Annotated in this window: 14 protein-coding genes; 13 read left to right on the forward strand and 1 reads right to left on the reverse strand. The window is 64.5% G+C overall.

Annotated features, from left to right (window positions below; translation table 11 throughout):
- The first annotated feature begins 136 nt into the window (after nucleotides 1–136).
- The 8 genes from AC1PQG_RS18390 (at nucleotide 137) to proB (ending at nucleotide 9,243) form a co-directional block, all read left to right on the forward strand.
- Nucleotides 137–1,861, forward strand: a complete 1,725-nt coding sequence (locus AC1PQG_RS18390; protein ID WP_481119252.1) for a glutamine--tRNA ligase/YqeY domain fusion protein — start codon at nucleotides 137–139, stop codon at nucleotides 1,859–1,861.
- Nucleotides 1,862–2,151: 290 nt separating this feature from the next.
- Entirely contained in the window at nucleotides 2,152–4,587 is a 2,436-nt protein-coding gene (locus tag AC1PQG_RS18395) for an EAL domain-containing protein (RefSeq protein WP_481119253.1), read from the forward strand.
- On the forward strand, nucleotides 4,584–5,783 hold the full coding sequence (locus AC1PQG_RS18400; RefSeq protein ID WP_481119254.1) for a hypothetical protein: 1,200 nt from the start codon (nucleotides 4,584–4,586) through the stop codon (nucleotides 5,781–5,783). The genes AC1PQG_RS18395 and AC1PQG_RS18400 overlap by 4 nt, the downstream gene beginning before the upstream one ends.
- A 5-nt stretch (nucleotides 5,784–5,788) precedes the next feature.
- Complete coding sequence (locus tag AC1PQG_RS18405; RefSeq protein ID WP_481119255.1) at nucleotides 5,789–6,211, forward strand: hypothetical protein; 423 nt, start codon at nucleotides 5,789–5,791, stop codon at nucleotides 6,209–6,211.
- 85 nt (nucleotides 6,212–6,296) lie between these two features.
- A complete protein-coding gene (gene rplU, locus AC1PQG_RS18410; RefSeq protein ID WP_299863693.1) occupies nucleotides 6,297–6,608 on the forward strand; it encodes a 50S ribosomal protein L21 in 312 nt (103 codons plus the stop codon).
- Between the two features lie 12 nt (nucleotides 6,609–6,620).
- Nucleotides 6,621–6,887, forward strand: coding sequence for a 50S ribosomal protein L27 (rpmA, locus tag AC1PQG_RS18415; protein ID WP_481117757.1), 267 nt, complete (start codon nucleotides 6,621–6,623; stop codon nucleotides 6,885–6,887).
- Nucleotides 6,888–6,974: 87 nt separating this feature from the next.
- A complete protein-coding gene (gene obgE, locus AC1PQG_RS18420; protein ID WP_481119256.1) occupies nucleotides 6,975–8,144 on the forward strand; it encodes a GTPase ObgE in 1,170 nt (389 codons plus the stop codon).
- Nucleotides 8,125–9,243 carry a glutamate 5-kinase gene (proB, locus tag AC1PQG_RS18425; protein WP_481119257.1) on the forward strand — a complete coding sequence of 373 codons (1,119 nt, stop codon included), beginning with the start codon at nucleotides 8,125–8,127 and terminating at the stop codon, nucleotides 9,241–9,243. Before obgE ends, proB begins: the two co-directional genes overlap by 20 nt.
- Nucleotides 9,244–9,389: 146 nt before the next feature.
- Here proB and AC1PQG_RS18430 read toward each other — a convergent pair whose 3' ends face one another.
- Nucleotides 9,390–10,568 (reverse strand): porin, encoded by a 1,179-nt coding sequence (locus AC1PQG_RS18430; RefSeq protein WP_481119258.1) that lies wholly within the window; start codon nucleotides 10,566–10,568, stop codon nucleotides 9,390–9,392.
- Between the two features lie 317 nt (nucleotides 10,569–10,885).
- On the opposite strand from AC1PQG_RS18430, the gene AC1PQG_RS18435 reads away from it, so the two are divergent.
- Genes AC1PQG_RS18435 through AC1PQG_RS18455 form a run of 5 tightly spaced genes read left to right on the forward strand, consistent with a single transcriptional unit; the run spans nucleotide 10,886 to nucleotide 16,004 of the window.
- A complete protein-coding gene (locus tag AC1PQG_RS18435) occupies nucleotides 10,886–11,341 on the forward strand; it encodes a MarR family winged helix-turn-helix transcriptional regulator (protein ID WP_481119259.1) in 456 nt (151 codons plus the stop codon).
- On the forward strand, nucleotides 11,334–13,403 hold the full coding sequence (locus AC1PQG_RS18440; RefSeq protein WP_481119260.1) for an FUSC family protein: 2,070 nt from the start codon (nucleotides 11,334–11,336) through the stop codon (nucleotides 13,401–13,403). The genes AC1PQG_RS18435 and AC1PQG_RS18440 overlap by 8 nt, the downstream gene beginning before the upstream one ends.
- A complete protein-coding gene (locus AC1PQG_RS18445; RefSeq protein WP_481119261.1) occupies nucleotides 13,400–13,606 on the forward strand; it encodes a DUF1656 domain-containing protein in 207 nt (68 codons plus the stop codon). The genes AC1PQG_RS18440 and AC1PQG_RS18445 overlap by 4 nt, the downstream gene beginning before the upstream one ends.
- A gap of 17 nt (nucleotides 13,607–13,623) precedes the next feature.
- Entirely contained in the window at nucleotides 13,624–14,541 is a 918-nt protein-coding gene (locus AC1PQG_RS18450; RefSeq protein WP_481119262.1) for an efflux RND transporter periplasmic adaptor subunit, read from the forward strand.
- Nucleotides 14,538–16,004, forward strand: coding sequence for an efflux transporter outer membrane subunit (locus AC1PQG_RS18455; protein WP_481119263.1), 1,467 nt, complete (start codon nucleotides 14,538–14,540; stop codon nucleotides 16,002–16,004). Before AC1PQG_RS18450 ends, AC1PQG_RS18455 begins: the two co-directional genes overlap by 4 nt.
- The last annotated feature ends 30 nt before the right edge of the window (nucleotides 16,005–16,034 follow it).

A 16,034-nucleotide genomic window follows, 5' to 3' on the forward strand; every position in this document is an offset into this window, starting at 1 on the left:
GGCGCTTCGGCAGCGGCCCGTGCCAAAATTCACAAACGGGCAGCCTGTCCGCCGCCCGGCGCCCATCGGCTACAATTGCAACATTTTTCTCCCGGCATTCCGGCGGCACACAGCCCGCCCGTCAAGGTAAGACCAGATGACTGCACCCACTTCTCCGGCCGACGAAGCCGCCACACCCAGCAATTTCATCCGCAGCCTCATCGACGAGGACCGCCGCCTCGGCAAATGGGACGGACGGGTCGAGACCCGCTTCCCGCCGGAGCCCAACGGCTACCTGCACTATGGCCACGCCAAGAGCATCTGCCTGAACTTCGGCCTCGCCGAAGCCTACGGCGGCGCCTGTCACATGCGCTTCGACGACACCAACCCGACCAAGGAAGAACAGGAATACGTCGACGCGATCATCGAGGCCGTGCAGTGGCTGGGCTTCAGCTGGGGCGAGCACCTGTATTTCGCGTCGGACTACTTCGACAAGATGTACGCGATGGCCGAGCACCTGATCACCGTCGGCAAGGCCTACGTGGACTCTCTGTCCGCAGAGGAAATGCGCGCCTATCGCGGCACGCTGTCTGCGCCCGGCAAGGACAGCCCCTACCGCAACCGCAGCGTCACCGAGAACCTTGAGCTGTTCCAGCGCATGAAGGCCGGCGAGTTCCCCGACGGCACGCATATCCTGCGCGCCAAGATCGACATGGCCTCGCCCAACATCAACCTGCGCGACCCAGCCATCTACCGTATCCGCCATGCTACGCACCACCGCACCGGCGACCGCTGGTGCGTCTATCCGATGTACACCTTCGCCCATCCGATCGAGGATGCGCTTGAGGACGTGACCCACTCCATCTGCACCCTCGAGTTCGAGGATCAGCGCCCGTTCTACGACTGGCTGCTGGACAACCTCGCCGAAGGTGGCTTCTTCCCGCGCCCGGTGCCGCGCCAGATTGAGTTCGCGCGCCTCAACCTGACCTACGTGGTGCTCTCCAAGCGCAAGCTGATCCAGTTGGTTGACGAGAAGCACGTGGCCGGTTGGGACGACCCGCGCCTGCCGACCCTCGTCGGCGCACGCCGCCGCGGCTTCACGCCGGAGGGTTTCCGCATGTTCGCCGAGCGCATCGGCGTCTCCAAGTCCGACTCGTGGATCGACATGAGCGTGCTCGAAGACTGCATGCGCGAGCACCTCAACGAAGCCGCCGAACGCCGCGTCGCCGTGCTCGATCCGCTCAAGCTGATCATCACCAACTACCCGGAAGGCCAGACCGAGCGCTGCCACGCCCCCAACCATCCGTTGCACCCGGAGCTCGGCAAGCGTGAGATGCCGTTTAGCCGCGAGCTGTGGATCGAGCGCGAAGACTTCATGGAAACCCCGGTCAAGGGCTACCACCGCCTCTACCCGGGCAACATGGCACGCCTGCGCTACGGCTTCGTGGTGAAATGCACCGGTTGCGAGAAGGATGCGGACGGCAACGTGACCGCAGTGCTGTGCGAATACATGCCCGACTCCAAGTCCGGCACGCCGGGCGCCGACAACTATAAGGTGAAGGGCAATCTGCACTGGGTGTCGGTGGCCCATGCCTATACGGCTGAAGTGCGCCTCTACGACCGCCTGTTCGCCCATGCCTATCCAGGCGCCCGTCGGGAAGGCGATGCGGAAGACCTCGAACGCAACTTCCTCGACGACATCAACCCGAGCAGCCTGAAAGTCATCACCGCCCAGCTCGAACCGGCGCTGCGCGCCGCCAAACCGGAAGCTCGCTTCCAGTTCGAGCGCCACGGCTATTTCGTGGCCGATCGCATGGACTCCCGCGACGGTGCGCCGATCTTCAACCGCACCGTCACCCTCAGGGATACCTGGAAGAAGTAACGGTAATTGCCCGGGTCGGCCGCCCGGCCCTCTCCGGGCACCTTCTTCCCGCGGTGCGGCGCAAGCCGGCCACGGGGAGAAGGTGCAGGTGCAGCGCTCCCCAAATCAGCCCAGAGCAATGCGTGCGGAATTATCCGCAACGAACATGCAGCCGAGGATGCACTCGTGTCAAGCAATGGGCACAATAGCCGAGTACAAGTGAATAGCGCTGCAGGTATCCTGAACAAATTCACCGCTGCAGTCGCACCTCAACCGGCAGCGCACATCCCAAGCCTCCAAGGCCCGACACGATGCTGAGCAAGCTCTCGATCCGCGTCCGTCTCCTGCTGGTCAGTACCGTGGTCCAAGTGGTCATGCTGACCTTGCTGTTGACCAACAGCGGACGACTGATCAACGAGGCGACAACCGCCAGCCTGAGCACCCTCGTCACCCAGAACGCCGCCATCCTCAATGTGGTCACTGCAGCCTACGTACCCCAGGGGCGCTACCAGGATCTTCAGGATGCCCTTGGCGAACTGCTCGGCAACAACCACGAAGGCTTGGTCTATGTCCGCATCGTCGATAGCGCCGGACAACTGCGGGTCCGCGCCGGAATGCCTGAGATGGACGCGCTGCCGCCCCCCAATGAAGACAGCGCCGAGAGCCTCGGCAACTATGTCGGACAGACACTGATCCACGTGCACCGCCCGGTGCTGCTGGAGCACAACCAGGTCGGCTTCGTGCAGTTCGGCGTGTCCATTGCTCCGCTGGTGCTGGCCAAGCAGCGCATCCTCAACCAGGGCATTGCCATCGCCAGTGCCGAGGTGCTACTCACCCTGCTGCTGCTCGGCGCCATCGGCTATCTGCTGACCCGCAACCTGGGGCGTCTGCTGCGCGGCAGCCAGGCCATCGCAGCCGGACGCCTGTCCCACCGCCTGCCAGAGCAGGGCAACGACGAACTGGCGCAACTATGTCGTCACTTCAACCGCATGGCCGCCGCACTGCAGTCGCGCATCCAGGAACTGGAGAGCACCGCCCGCCAACTGGCCCTCAGCGAGGAACGCTACGCGCTGGCCACGCGGGCCGCCAATGACGGCCTGTGGGACTGGGACATCGCCAACGCTCAGACTTACTTTGCCCCGCGCTTCGCCGAAATCCTCGGTCTGTCGTTCAACGCCTTCACCGAGGAAAAGCGCTCGATCATCGATTACCTCCATCCGGACGACCGGGAGCCCTTTCGTCTGCGCGTGATCGCCCACCTGAAGCGGGAGTCCGCCCAGCTGATGGCCGAGCACCGCATCCGCCATGCAGATGGCGACTACCGCTGGATCCTCATCTGCGGCATGGCGGTCTACGACCCAACCAGCGGACGGGCGATCCGCATGGCGGGTTCGATCAGCGACATCAATCTACGCAAGCGGGCCGAAGACCAACTCATCCATGACGCCCTGCATGATGGACTCACGGGGCTCGCCAACCGGGCGCTCTTCGTCGAGCACCTGCAGAACACCCTTCTCCACGCGGACCGGGCCACCGGCAACCTGTTCGCAGTCCTGCACATCAACATCGAGCGCTTCCACGTGGTCAATGACAGTCTGGGGTATTCGGCCGGCGACGACCTGCTGCGCCTCGTTGCATCCCGGATCTGCACACTGGCCCGTCCCGGCGACGTGGTCGGGCGGGTGGCCGGCGATCAGTTCGCAGTGCTGCTCAACGACATCCCGGACGCCGGCGAGGCGATCCGCTTCTCGGAAAACCTGCAGACCCAACTGGCCGAGAGCGCCGAACTCAACGGCCATCAGCTCTACCCCAAGACACGCATCGGCGTTGTACTCGGCAGCGGCGGCTTCCACAGCGCGGAAGACCTGATGCGCGATGCCGACAATGCGATGCACCGCTCCCGCAGTAGCGCGGAAGCCTCCATCACGGTTTTCCAGTCGGCCATGCATCAACAGGTCCTCCGCGACCTGCAGATCGAATCCCAACTACGGGCAGCCCTGAGCAGTCACCAACTGGTCGCTCACTTCCAGCCCATCGTCGATCTGCGCGACGGCCGCACGACAGGCTTTGAAGCCCTCGTCCGCTGGCCTCAGGCCAGCGCCAGGCGCATTGGCCCGGACGTCTTCATCCCCGTCGCCGAATCCCTCGGCCTGGTCCACGAACTCGGCATGCAGATGCTCGACCAGAGCTGCATCTGCCTGAAGGCCTGGCGCGAGCAGGGGCTGGCCGACGAGAAGCTGTCGATCAGTGTCAACCTCTCGGCCCGCCAGCTCAGCCAGGCTGACCTGGCCGACCAGATCGTCGCATGCATCGAGGGCCACGGCCTGCCGCCAGCAGCCCTCAAGCTGGAGATCACCGAGGGCACCCTGGTCACGCGCAAGGAACTGGCCATGCACCAACTCGGCAAGTTGCGGGCCAAGGGCCTGCGTATCCTCATCGACGACTTTGGCACCGGCTATTCTTCCCTGAGCTATCTTCATTCGATTCCCTGCGACACGATCAAGCTGGACGGCTCCTTCGTCCGCGAAATCGAGACCATTCCCCGCCTGCGCACCATCGTCGAGGGCAGCATCCGCCTGGCCCACGAACTGGGCATGAGCGTCGTCGCCGAGTGCATCGAAACCCCCAGCCAGGCCGACATGCTCCGGGATCTCGGCTGTGACTACGGCCAAGGCTACCTGTTTGCCGCCGCCGAGCCCGCCGACAAGATCCGACAGCGCCTTGAAGCCCAGAGAGGTGGCACATGAAGCGCCTGAATGCACTGCTGCTTTCGCTTGCAACGCTGATTGCACAGGTGGCTCAAGCGGACACTCCATCCCCGCTGAGCGTATCCGGTTTCGGCACCGTGGGCGCTGCACGTACTGACAACGCCGACCGGGCTTTCCGCGCCAACAGCGTCAGCGACTCCGGTGCCGGTGCCGCCTTCGACCTGTCCGTCGACTCCGTGCTCGGCGTACAAGGGTCCCTGCAACTCGGCAATCGCCTCGACCTGACCGTGCAATCCGTGGTCCGCAAGAGCCCCACGGGCAGCTACGACCCGCGCATCACCTGGGCCTTCGCGAGCTACCAGGCGACCCCGGAACTACTGTTGCGGATCGGCCGCACGCGGCTGCCCTTCTTCATGTATTCCGATTCGCTGAACCTCAACTATGCGAATCCGTGGATCCGGCCCCCCGTCGAGGTCTACAGCCTGAACCCACTCTCCGACATCGACGGTGCCGATGCGCTGTACCGTCGGCAGTTCGCCGACACTGACATCGAACTGCATGCCTATACCGGGAGCAGCGCGATGAACATCCGTGGCGGCTCGGCCAATCTCGACAAGATCCGGGGCCTGAAAGCCTCCTTCAGCCGCGGCGGCCTCACGGCCCAGATCAGCTACGCCCGGGCGGACATGTCCCTGCGCTGGTCGGACGCCTATTTCCTCAGCTTGAGGCAGGCCCTCATTGCGACCGGCCACGACGCCATCGTGCCAGAGCTCTCCGGCACCGACGGCAAGACCAGCTTCATGTCGGCCGCTCTGCAATACGACCAGGACCGCCTGCTGCTGATAGCCGAAATCGCCCGCCGCAATGTGGACCGTTACATTGACACCGCACTCGGCTGGTATGTCACTGCCGGCTACAGGACGGGAGCCTTCACGCCTTACCTGACCCTGGCCCGCCAGCGGGAAATCTCTCCGGTCAGCACTGCGGCCACCGGGGTCGCCGTACTCGATAACGGTCTGGCAGCCTTCAACGCCGGACGCAACAAGGCCCAGCGCAGCATCGGCGCCGGCCTGCGTTGGGACGCCGGACGCAATGTCGCAGTGAAAGCCCAGTTCGAGCGCATCCAGCCCGGCCCCGGCGGGCTCGGAATCCTCCTCCCCACCCAACTCGCCGACTACCTGAGGCCGGATGGGCCGACCCACGTCCTGAGTCTTGCCGTGGACTTCGTGTTTTGAGCCCCATGCGTTCGGCCAGAACCCTCCTCCTGCTTTTTTCCGGCCTGCTTGCGCCGGCCTTCAGCCACGCGGAACTCGTGCTGGTTGCCAGCGTACGCAACCCGGCCATGGAACTCAGCCATGAGCGCGCCGAAAACCTCTACCTGGGCTCCACCACCACGTTGGCTGACGGCACCCCCGTCAAGCTCATGGACCTGCCCAACGGAGCCTCGCGCGACGACTTCTATCTGAAGCTGACCGGCAAGAATCCGGCGCAGATCCGCGCTTACTGGTCCCGCCTGGTATTCACGGGTCGCGCCCTGCCTCCCCGGGAAGCCAACTCGATCGCCGAAGCACGCCAATGGCTGATTGATACGCCCAACCTGGTCGGCTACATGGAACGTACTGACGTTCCACCCGGTGCCCGCATCCTGTTGCGCCTTCCCTGAAGGGAAAGCAAGGTCGGTTTGACGACCCGCTCATCCTCACATATACTTGCGCGTTTCCTGCAAACTCTTTACTCGGAGTACATCCATGTACGCGGTCATAAAAACCGGCGGCAAGCAGTATCGTGTCGTCGTCGGCGAAAAACTCAAAGTAGAACAGATACCGGCTGACGTGGACTCGCAAATCACTCTCGACCAAGTCTTCATGGTCGGCGAAGGCGAGTCGGTCAAGATCGGCACCCCCGTTGTGGCTGGCGCCACCGTCACGGCCACCGTGGTTTCCCACGGCCGCCACGACAAGATCAAGATCTTCAAGATGCGTCGTCGCAAGCACTACCAGAAGCATCAGGGTCACCGTCAGAACTACACCGAGCTGCGCATCGACGCGATCTCGGCCTAAGGAGAATCCGACATGGCACACAAAAAGGCTGGCGGCAGTTCACGTAACGGCCGCGACTCAGAAAGCAAACGCCTTGGCGTCAAGCGCTACGGCGGTCAATTCGTTCTCGCCGGCAACATCATCGTTCGCCAGCGCGGCACCGAATACCACCCGGGCGAAAACGTCGGCATCGGCAAGGATCACACCCTGTTCGCGCTGACCGAAGGCACCGTTCAGTTCACCGTCAAGGGCGCCACCAAGCGTCGCACCGTGAACATCGTGCCCGCCGCAGCTGAATAACTTCAGCTCGCGCACGCTCAAAGCCCTATCTGTGGATAGGGCTTTTTTCTTTCAGGGCATCACCAAACGCCCCAACCGGAAGCTCCCATGAAGTTTTTCGACGAAGCCCGTATTGAAGTCATCGCCGGCGACGGCGGAAACGGCGCCGCCACTTTTCGCCGCGAAAAATACATTCCCATGGGCGGCCCGGATGGCGGTGACGGCGGCAAGGGCGGCGACGTTTACGCCGTCGCCGACCGCAACCTCAACACCCTGATCGATTACCGCTACAAGCGCACCTTCCTCGCCGAACGCGGCGAGAACGGCCGCGGCGCCGACTGCTACGGCAAGGGCGGCGACGACATCGAGCTGCACATGCCAGTCGGCACCATCATCACGCTACAGGAAACCGGCGAAGTCATCGCTGACCTGGACCTTGACGGCAAACGCGTGATGATCGCCAAGGGCGGTCGCGGCGGCCTAGGCAACCTGCACTTCAAGACCAGCACCAACCGCGCCCCGCGCAAGAAGACGATGGGCCAGGAAGGTGAGCGCAAGAGCCTCAACCTGGAGCTCAAGGTGCTGGCCGACGTCGGCCTGCTCGGCATGCCCAACGCTGGCAAATCCACCTTCATCCGCGCGGTATCGTCCGCCAAGCCGAAGGTTGCCGACTACCCCTTCACGACCCTCGCCCCCAATCTGGGTGTGGTGCGTACCTCCGAGAACCGCAGCTTCGTCATCGCCGACATTCCCGGCCTGATCGAAGGCGCCGCCGATGGCGCCGGCCTCGGCCACCAGTTTCTGCGCCACCTCCAGCGCACGCACATCCTGCTGCACATCGTGGACATCGCCCCCTTCGACCCGGAGGCCGACCCGGTTCGCGACGCTCACGCGATCGTCGAGGAGCTGCGCAAGTACGATGAGGAGCTGGTCAGCAAGCGCCGCTGGCTGGTCCTGAACAAGCTCGACCTGATCCCCGACGACGACGAACGCCAGGAGCGCATCGCCGCCTTCCTCGAAGCCTACGGCCCGGTGGAGCGTCACTTCGAAGTTTCCGCGATCAGCCGAGCTGGCTGCCAAGAGGTTGTCTTCGCGATCCAGGACATCCTCGACGAAGAAAAGGCCGCCGCCCAGGCAGCCGCCGATGCTGCAGCCGCAGCGCGCGCCGCAGCCGGCATCGATGACGAGGAAGAGGAGGCGGACGACGCCGAGCACATCGACGACGACGAAACCGACTACGAAGACGAAGAGGGCAACGATGAGATCCGAAATTCGTAACGCCCGCCGACTGGTCGTCAAGGTTGGCAGCGCCCTCGTCACCAACAACGGCGAAGGACTGGCCGTCGAAGCTCTGGCCGACTGGGCCCGGCAGATCGCCAGCCTCGCCGCCTCCGGCAAGGAAATCGTCCTCGTCTCCTCCGGCGCCATTGCAGCCGGCATGCAGCGCCTCGGCTGGACCAGCCGCCCGCAGGAAATGCACCAGCTGCAGGCGGCAGCCGCCGTCGGCCAGATGGGCCTGGCCCAGGCCTATGAGAGCGTCTTCTCGCAGAACGGCCTGCACACCGCCCAGATCCTGCTGACCCACGAGGATCTGGCCGACCGCACGCGCTATCTCAACGCCCGCTCGACCCTCGTCACGCTACTCGAACTGGGCGTCGTGCCGATCATCAACGAGAACGACACCGTCGTCACCGACGAAATCAAATTCGGCGACAACGATACGCTGGGCGCCCTGGTCGCCAACCTGATCGACGCAGATGCGCTGATCATCCTCACGGATCAGCAAGGCCTATACACCGCCGATCCGCGCAAGGATCCGGCCGCCACGCTGATCTCCGAGGACCGCGCCGAAAACACCGCCCTCGAAGCCATGGCCGGCGGCGCCGGCACCGGCATCAGCAAAGGCGGCATGATCACCAAGGTGCGCGCCGCCCAGCGCGCAGCGCGCAGCGGCGCCCACACCTGCATCGCCAGCGGCCGCGAAACCGACGCGCTGCTACGCGTTGCCGCCGGCGACAGCATCGGAACCCTGCTCTACGCCACCAGCACACCACTGGCCGCGCGCAAGCAGTGGCTCGCCGACCACCTGCAACTGGCTGGCAGCCTGACCCTCGACGCCGGAGCCATCGAAGCCCTGAAAGACGGCAAGAGCCTGTTGCCGATCGGCGTGATCGCAGTGGATGGCGAGTTCTCCCGCGGCTCCGTTGTCGCCTGTCGCAGCGAAAGCGGCAAGGAGATCGCTCGCGGCCTGATCAATTATGCGAGCAACGACACCCGCCGCATCGCCCGCCACGCATCCAGCGAAATCGAGGAGTTGCTCGGCTTCTCCGAAGAGCCAGAATTGATCCATCGCGACAATCTGGTGAAGATCGGCTGACACGTATCGCCCTACCATCAAAAGCAAATGGCCACCGTTCGGTGGCCATTTGCTTTTGGACTCATCCTTCACCACACCGAACGACAACCCCATGAAAAACGGGCACCCGAAGGTGCCCGTCAATTTCCGATTCAGACGAGTCTGAATTAGAAGGAGTGACGCAGGCCCAGCTGGATGCCCTGAACGGTAGCGCCAGCCACTTGAGCAGCGGTAGCGCCGTTGGCGGAGCCGTTCAGACCAACAGCGTTCACGCCGAAGTCGTAGGAAGCGTTGTTGTCGTTGTTCAGGTGAGCGTACACAGCCTTCAGCATGGTGCGCTTGGACAGGCTGTACTCGTAGCCAACTTCAAACAGCTTGGCGCCAGTGCTGTTCTGGCTGCTGCCGTTGACCTTCAGGTCACGAGCGAAATAGGCCTGAGCCAGGATCTTGCCAGCCGGGGTCACGTTGAAGGTACCACCAAGGCCCCAGACGTTTTGGCTAACACCGTTGCCACCGAAGTGGTCGGCACGGGCATGGTCGAACACGGCACGCACAGTGGCGATACCGAAGTCGTACATGCCGCCAAGGCGGAGGTCGGAGATGTTGGTGCCAGCGTCGTTGCCGAGGCTAACAGCGTTGTAGGTCAGACCAGCCAGGATCGGACCATTGGCGTACTTCAGGCCCAGGTCATAGCCGGTGGTGTTGACACCGGTGGAGACCACATTGTGGAAAGCCTTGTTCTCGTTAGCCACGTAAGCAGCGGTGGCATTCAAACCGTAGTAGGTCGGAGAAACATAGGCAATGGCGTTCTTCCAACGGGTATCGAAGATGGAAGAGCAGCCAGCGGAGCGGGCGCAGTTGCCGCCACCAGCGTAGTCGCCGGTGCTGCTGGTGGTGCCGACCAGGTTGTTACCCAGCTTGCCCAGCAGAGCGGAGTTGGCACCAATGCCGGTAGCGCCGGCATTGACGTCAAGAGACACGCCCAGAGCGCGGGTCGGGCCGGTCAGGTTACCCAGAACCACGGTACCCAGATTGGCGCTGGACAGGCCAACGAAGCTGTCACGGCTGGTGGACAGGCCGCCGTTGTTGTCGAAGGAAACACCGCTTTCGTACTGGAACACGGCGGTCAGGCCGTTGCCCAAGGCTTCCGCGCCCTTGAAACCGATGTAGGAAGAGTTGGTGGAAACACGGTTGGTGTTGCCCAGGTCGGTGTTGCCGTTGGTGTTGGAAACACGGACCACGTCGAAGGAGCCGTCAGCAATACCGTAGACGGTAACGTTAGCTTGAGCGAAGGCGCCGGTGGAGGCCAGGCCGGCAACGGCCAGAGCGATCAGTTTCTTTTGCATATGTTTCTCCTCTTGATTGAAGACTGGCACGCACTGCTTGCGCAGGGCCGACCAATTTCACCTCTCTAACGAGAAGTTGGCCTGCATTGTCAGCGCTTGGCAAAGCCGAGGGCAAGGACAGCGTTGTTTTTTGGATGCGAAGCCGCATCGGAGTGTTGCAAGTTCGCAACACGAAAGACGGAGACCAAGCGCGCCACACAGGAGCCGCATTGCAAGGCTTGCAGATGTACGGGTTTTACACAGTGTGCGGCACAGCATTAATATAGGAAGCTTGCTATATATTATTGATCGTCGCCATTGCCGGACCCGTTTCCATCATGGACAAGAACCGAATTCTTCGTGAGGCCGCCGTCACCAGTAATCTGGTGCGCCTGTCGCGCATCTACCGACGCGCCGTCAACGACGCAGCCCTCGCCCACGGCCTGTCCGACGCGCGGGTGCTGCCCATCATCCACCTGGGCCGTCTCGGTGACGGCGTGCGGCATGGCGTACTGGCCGAAGACATGGGAATCGAAGGCCCGTCGCTGGGCCGCCTGCTCGACCAGTTGTGCCTGGCCGGCCTGATCGAGCGCCGTGGCGACGCGGCCGATAAGCGGGCCAGGTTGCTGTACCTCACCGAGCAAGGCCACGCGATGGCCGCCACCGTCGAGAAGCTGATCGAAGACCTGCGCAGCAAGCTGCTCGCCCGCGTGGCAAACGAAGACCTCGAGGCCGCCCTGCGGGTCTTCGCCGCCTTCGATGCCGCACTGCATCCCGAGAGCGGCAATGAGTAAGCTACTGACGGCCCTGCGCTTCGAGCGGAGTGCACTGCTGTTCTCCTTCAACAGCTTCGCGGCGGCCATGCTTGCGCTGTACGTGGGCTTCAGCATCGGCCTGCCGCGGCCTTACTGGGCGATGATGACGGCCTACATCGTCAGCCATCCGCTGGCCGGCGCCGTGCGCTCCAAGGCGATCTTCCGGCTGGGCGGCACGCTGGTCGGCTCGACGGTCGCCTTGCTGCTGGTGCCGCCACTGGTCGATTCGCCGGTGCTGCTGTGCCTGGTGATCGCGCTGTGGATCGGCGTCTGCCTGTTCGTCTCCCTGCTCGACCGCACCCCTCGCAGCTACGTGCTGATGCTGGCCGGCTATACGGCGGCGATCATCGCCTTCCCGAGCGTCAATGCACCGGACCTGATCTTCGACGTGGCTGTCGCGCGCTTCGAGGAGATCTCGATCGGCATCGTCTGCGCCACGGTCGTCCATAGCCTCATCTTTCCGCGCCCGGTCGGCGGCCCGCTAGTCGGCCGTCTCACCAGCTGGCTGGGCAGCGCCGACCAGTGGGCCCTCGACGTGCTCCACGGGCGCAGCGCCGCCGAAACGGACCGCGAACGCCGCCAGCTCGCCGCCGCGGAGACGGAGATCCACCTGCTCTCCAAGCACCTGCCCTTCGACACGTCCAACTTGCGCGAGATCACCAACGTCGTCCATGCGCTGCACAGCCGCACGCTGGTCCTTATCCCGATCATCGATGGCTTGAACGACCGGCTCAGCGCGCTGCGTGCTGATGGCCATGCGCTTTCGCCCGAGGTCGCCCGCCTGATCGAAGCCGTCGCCACATGGATCTCGGACGGAGCAGAGCGCGATCGCGCCGACCCCTTGCTCACCGAGCTGAAAACCGTCGCAGCCGCCACACCCCACGACGCCGACTGGGCCACGTTGCTCTCCGCTAGCCTGCTGACCCGTCTGGTCGATCTGGTCGAGACGCTGGGCGACAGCCACACCCTGCTCGATCACGTGCGCCGCAACAAACCACTGTCGGCGGAGCTGGCAGAGCAGGTTGGCACCCACGAACACCGCTCGCTGCACAAGGACTACGGCATGGCTTTTCTGTCCGCCGCCGCCGCCAGCCTTGCAGTGCTACTGTGCTGCGCGCTGTGGATCATGAGCGGCTGGCGGGACGGCGCCGCGGCCGCCATGATCGCCGCGGTGGTGTGCTGCTTCTTCGCGACGATGGACGACCCCAAGCCGACCATCGCCAGCTTCGGCCTCTTCAATCTGGTCGCGCTGCCGATCGCTGCGGTCTTCCAGTTCACCGTACTGCCCCGCGTCAATGACTTCCCGATGCTGGTCCTGACCCTGGCCCCGATCTTCATTCCGATGGGCATCTACATGGCTGCGCCGCGCACCCTGGTGCCCGCCATGGCGATGATCACCGGGGTCTGCAATGCGCTGGCCCTGCAGGAAACCCTGAACCACCAGGACTTCGCCGATTTCATGAACGTGAACACCGCCATGTTCGTCGGCGTCCTCATCGCCCTGTGGGTCACCGGCTTCATGCGCACGATCAGCGTCGAGACCAGCGCGCGCCGCCTGCTGCGCCACAACTGGCGGGATCTCGCCCACCACGCCCGGGCCGGCGCGGCAGCCGACCCCATTGCGCTGGCCGGCCGCCTGCTCGACCGCCTGACCCTGCTCACGCCCAAGCTCGCCGCCGTCTCCCAGAGCGGCGAACTCCGCGGCGTCGACGTGCTGCACGATCTACGCATCGGCATGAATCTGGTCACGCTACAGAAAGCCAGCCCGAGCTTCGACGCCATCACCCGCGATCTCGCCGAGAGGGCACTCGCCGGTGTGGGCGAGCATTATTCGCAGCGCTCCGCCGGGCGGCTGACAGACGCTCCTGCCAGCCTGCTGGCCGACATCGACCAGGCACTGCACGTCATCGCCGAACAGCCGCCGTCAACAGCCAAGCTCGCCGGTTTGTCGGCAATGGTCGGCCTGCGCGGCAATCTGTTTCCCAAAGCCGCGGCCTACCAAGCCACCGCCCCGCTCTCGATGAAAGGACCTTCAACATGATCGGGGAACTTAACCTCGACGGCGTCCTGGTTTCGTCGATCCTCGTGTCGACACCCCTCGCCTTCGTCTTCTCCTTCCTACTGCGCCGGGTCTTCTCTCTGGTCGGGCTGTACCGCATCGTGTGGCACCCCGCCCTGTTCGACGCCGCAGTGTTCATGATCGTCTGGTCCCTCGTCATCCGCCTGCCCATGCCCTCCCTTTGATTGAAGGTAATGCTCCCGTGAAACCGCTTTATCTCAAGCTCCTCCGCATCGCTGTGACCCTCGCGGCGGTCGTCCTTGCCCTCTTCGCCTCCCAGCGCCTGTGGGATCACTACCAGGTCGAACCGTGGACCCGCGATGGCCGCGTGCGCGCCGACATCGTGCCGGTCACGCCCGATGTCTCCGGCCTCGTCACCCACGTGGCGATCCACGACAACCAGTTCGTGAAGCAGGGGCAGGAACTCTTCCAGATCGACACCGAGCGCTACCGCCTGGCCGTCAAGCAGGCCGACGCGGCGGTCGCCACCGTGCGCGCCAACCTCGAACAAGCCCGCCGCGAAGCCCGCCGCAATTCGCAGCTGTCCAGCCTGGTAGCCCAGGAGACCGTCGAGCAGAGCCGCGAGAAAGTCGAACTCGGCGAAGCCCAACTCGCCCAGGCCATCGCCAATCGCGACCTCGCCGCCCTCAACCTGGCCCGCACCAAGATCGTCGCGCCGGTGGATGGCTACCTCAGCGACCTGTCCCTGCGCTCGGGCAACTACGTGACCGCCGGCAAGCAGGTACTCGCCGTGCTCGACACCCATTCCTTCCATGTCGACGGCTATTTCGAGGAAACCAAGCTGCAGGGCGTGAAGATCGGCCAAGGTGCCAAGATCCGCATCATGGGCCGCGAGCAGGAACTGCGCGGCCACGTGGAGAGCATCGCCGCCGGTATCGAGGATCGCGACCGCGCCAACGGCAACAACCTGCTGCCCAACGTGAACCCCGTATTCACATGGGTGCGCCTGGCCCAACGGATTCCGGTGCGCATCGCCCTCGACGAAGTGCCGAAGGACCTCCAGCTGGTTGCCGGCCTGACCGCCACCGTAGCCATCGTCGACAAGGACGGCAAGGTCGAGGGTGCGTCCCCCGCAAACAAGGGCGGAGCCGTCAAATGAAAGCCCTGCACACCCTCGGCGTGGTCGGGCTCGCCCTTGGTCTGGGCGCCTGCACCACGGTCGGCCCCGACTACCACCTGCCGGAAAAGGCCACCATCAACCTGCCGGCAGCACAAGGCGCCTTCGTCGGCAGCAGCAACACCAGCGTCCGCAGCGAACCGCTGCCCGCCAACTGGTGGAAGCTCTACGACGACGCCACGCTCAACGGCCTCATCGAGACCGCCTTCAGCGCCAACACCCAGCTGCGCGTGGCCTCGGCCAACCTGGCGCGGGCCCATGCCATCGTCGCCGAGGCCGAATCGGCCAGCGAGCCGGGCGCACGCCTCAGCGGCGGCGTCGCCCGTGAAAAGGTTGCCGGCCAAGCCTACCTGCTGAAGGAGAGCATTCCGCCGATGAACCTTGGCATCGGCGGTCTCGCCGCCTCCTACCAGCTCGACCTGTTCGGCCAGTTGCGGCGCCTCACCGAAGCGGCCGAAGCCGACGCCGAAGCCAGCCAGGCCGCCGTCGACCTGGTGCGCGTCAATATCGCTGCCGACGTGGCCCGGGCCTACGTCGAAGCCTGCTCGGCCGGTTACCAGAAGCAAGTCATCGAACGCGCCCTGCAGCAGCAGGAAGACAACCTCGGCGTGGCCCGCAAGCTGGCCGACGCTGGCCGCGGCACGGTCACCGACGTGATCCGCGCCAGGGCCCAGGTCGAACAGATCCGCGCCTCGCTACCGGCTTACGAGGCTCGCCGCAGCACCGCGCTGTACACACTGGCCGTACTCACCGGCCGGCCGCCGGCGGAGTTTCCGAAGGTCGTCGCAAGCTGCACGCAGCTTCCCAAGCTGAACGCGCCGATCCCTGTCGGCGACGGCACCGCGCTGCTCAAGCGCCGCCCCGACATCCGCCAGGCCGAACGGGCGCTGGCCGGCGCGACGGCGCGCATCGGCGTGGCGACGGCGGCCCTCTACCCCACGGTATCCATCGGCCTGAGCGCGGGTCTCACCGGCCTTCTCCGCGACCTCGGTCAGCCCGACACCCAACGCTGGGGCATTGGTCCGCTGATCAGCTGGACAATTCCCGGCGGCCTCGAATACGCCCGCATCGAGATCGCCAAGGCCGGCGCCGAAGCCGCCCTGGCCCACTTCGACGGTGCTGTGCTCAGTGCGCTGCGCGACACGGAGACAGCCCTGGCGGTGTATGCCCGCGAGCTCGACCGCAATGCCTCGCTGCGCACCGCCCGCAAGGACGCCGCCGAGGCAGCGCGCCAGGTGGAAACCCTGTACCGCGGCGGACGCGCACCCTACATCAACGATCTGGACGCCCGGCGCAACCTCACCAGCGCCGATGCAGCCCTCGCCGTGTCGGACAGTCAGCTGGCCCTGGACCAGGTCAACCTGTTCCTGGCCCTCGGCGGTGGCTGGGAACAGGCATCAAACGACAAGCAAGACCATCCCGCAAAGACCGCCGGGCATCACTGAGCGACAGACGCCAGAAATAAAAAAACCAGC

It is taken from the genome of Zoogloea sp. GDB6 (assembly GCF_056724105.1).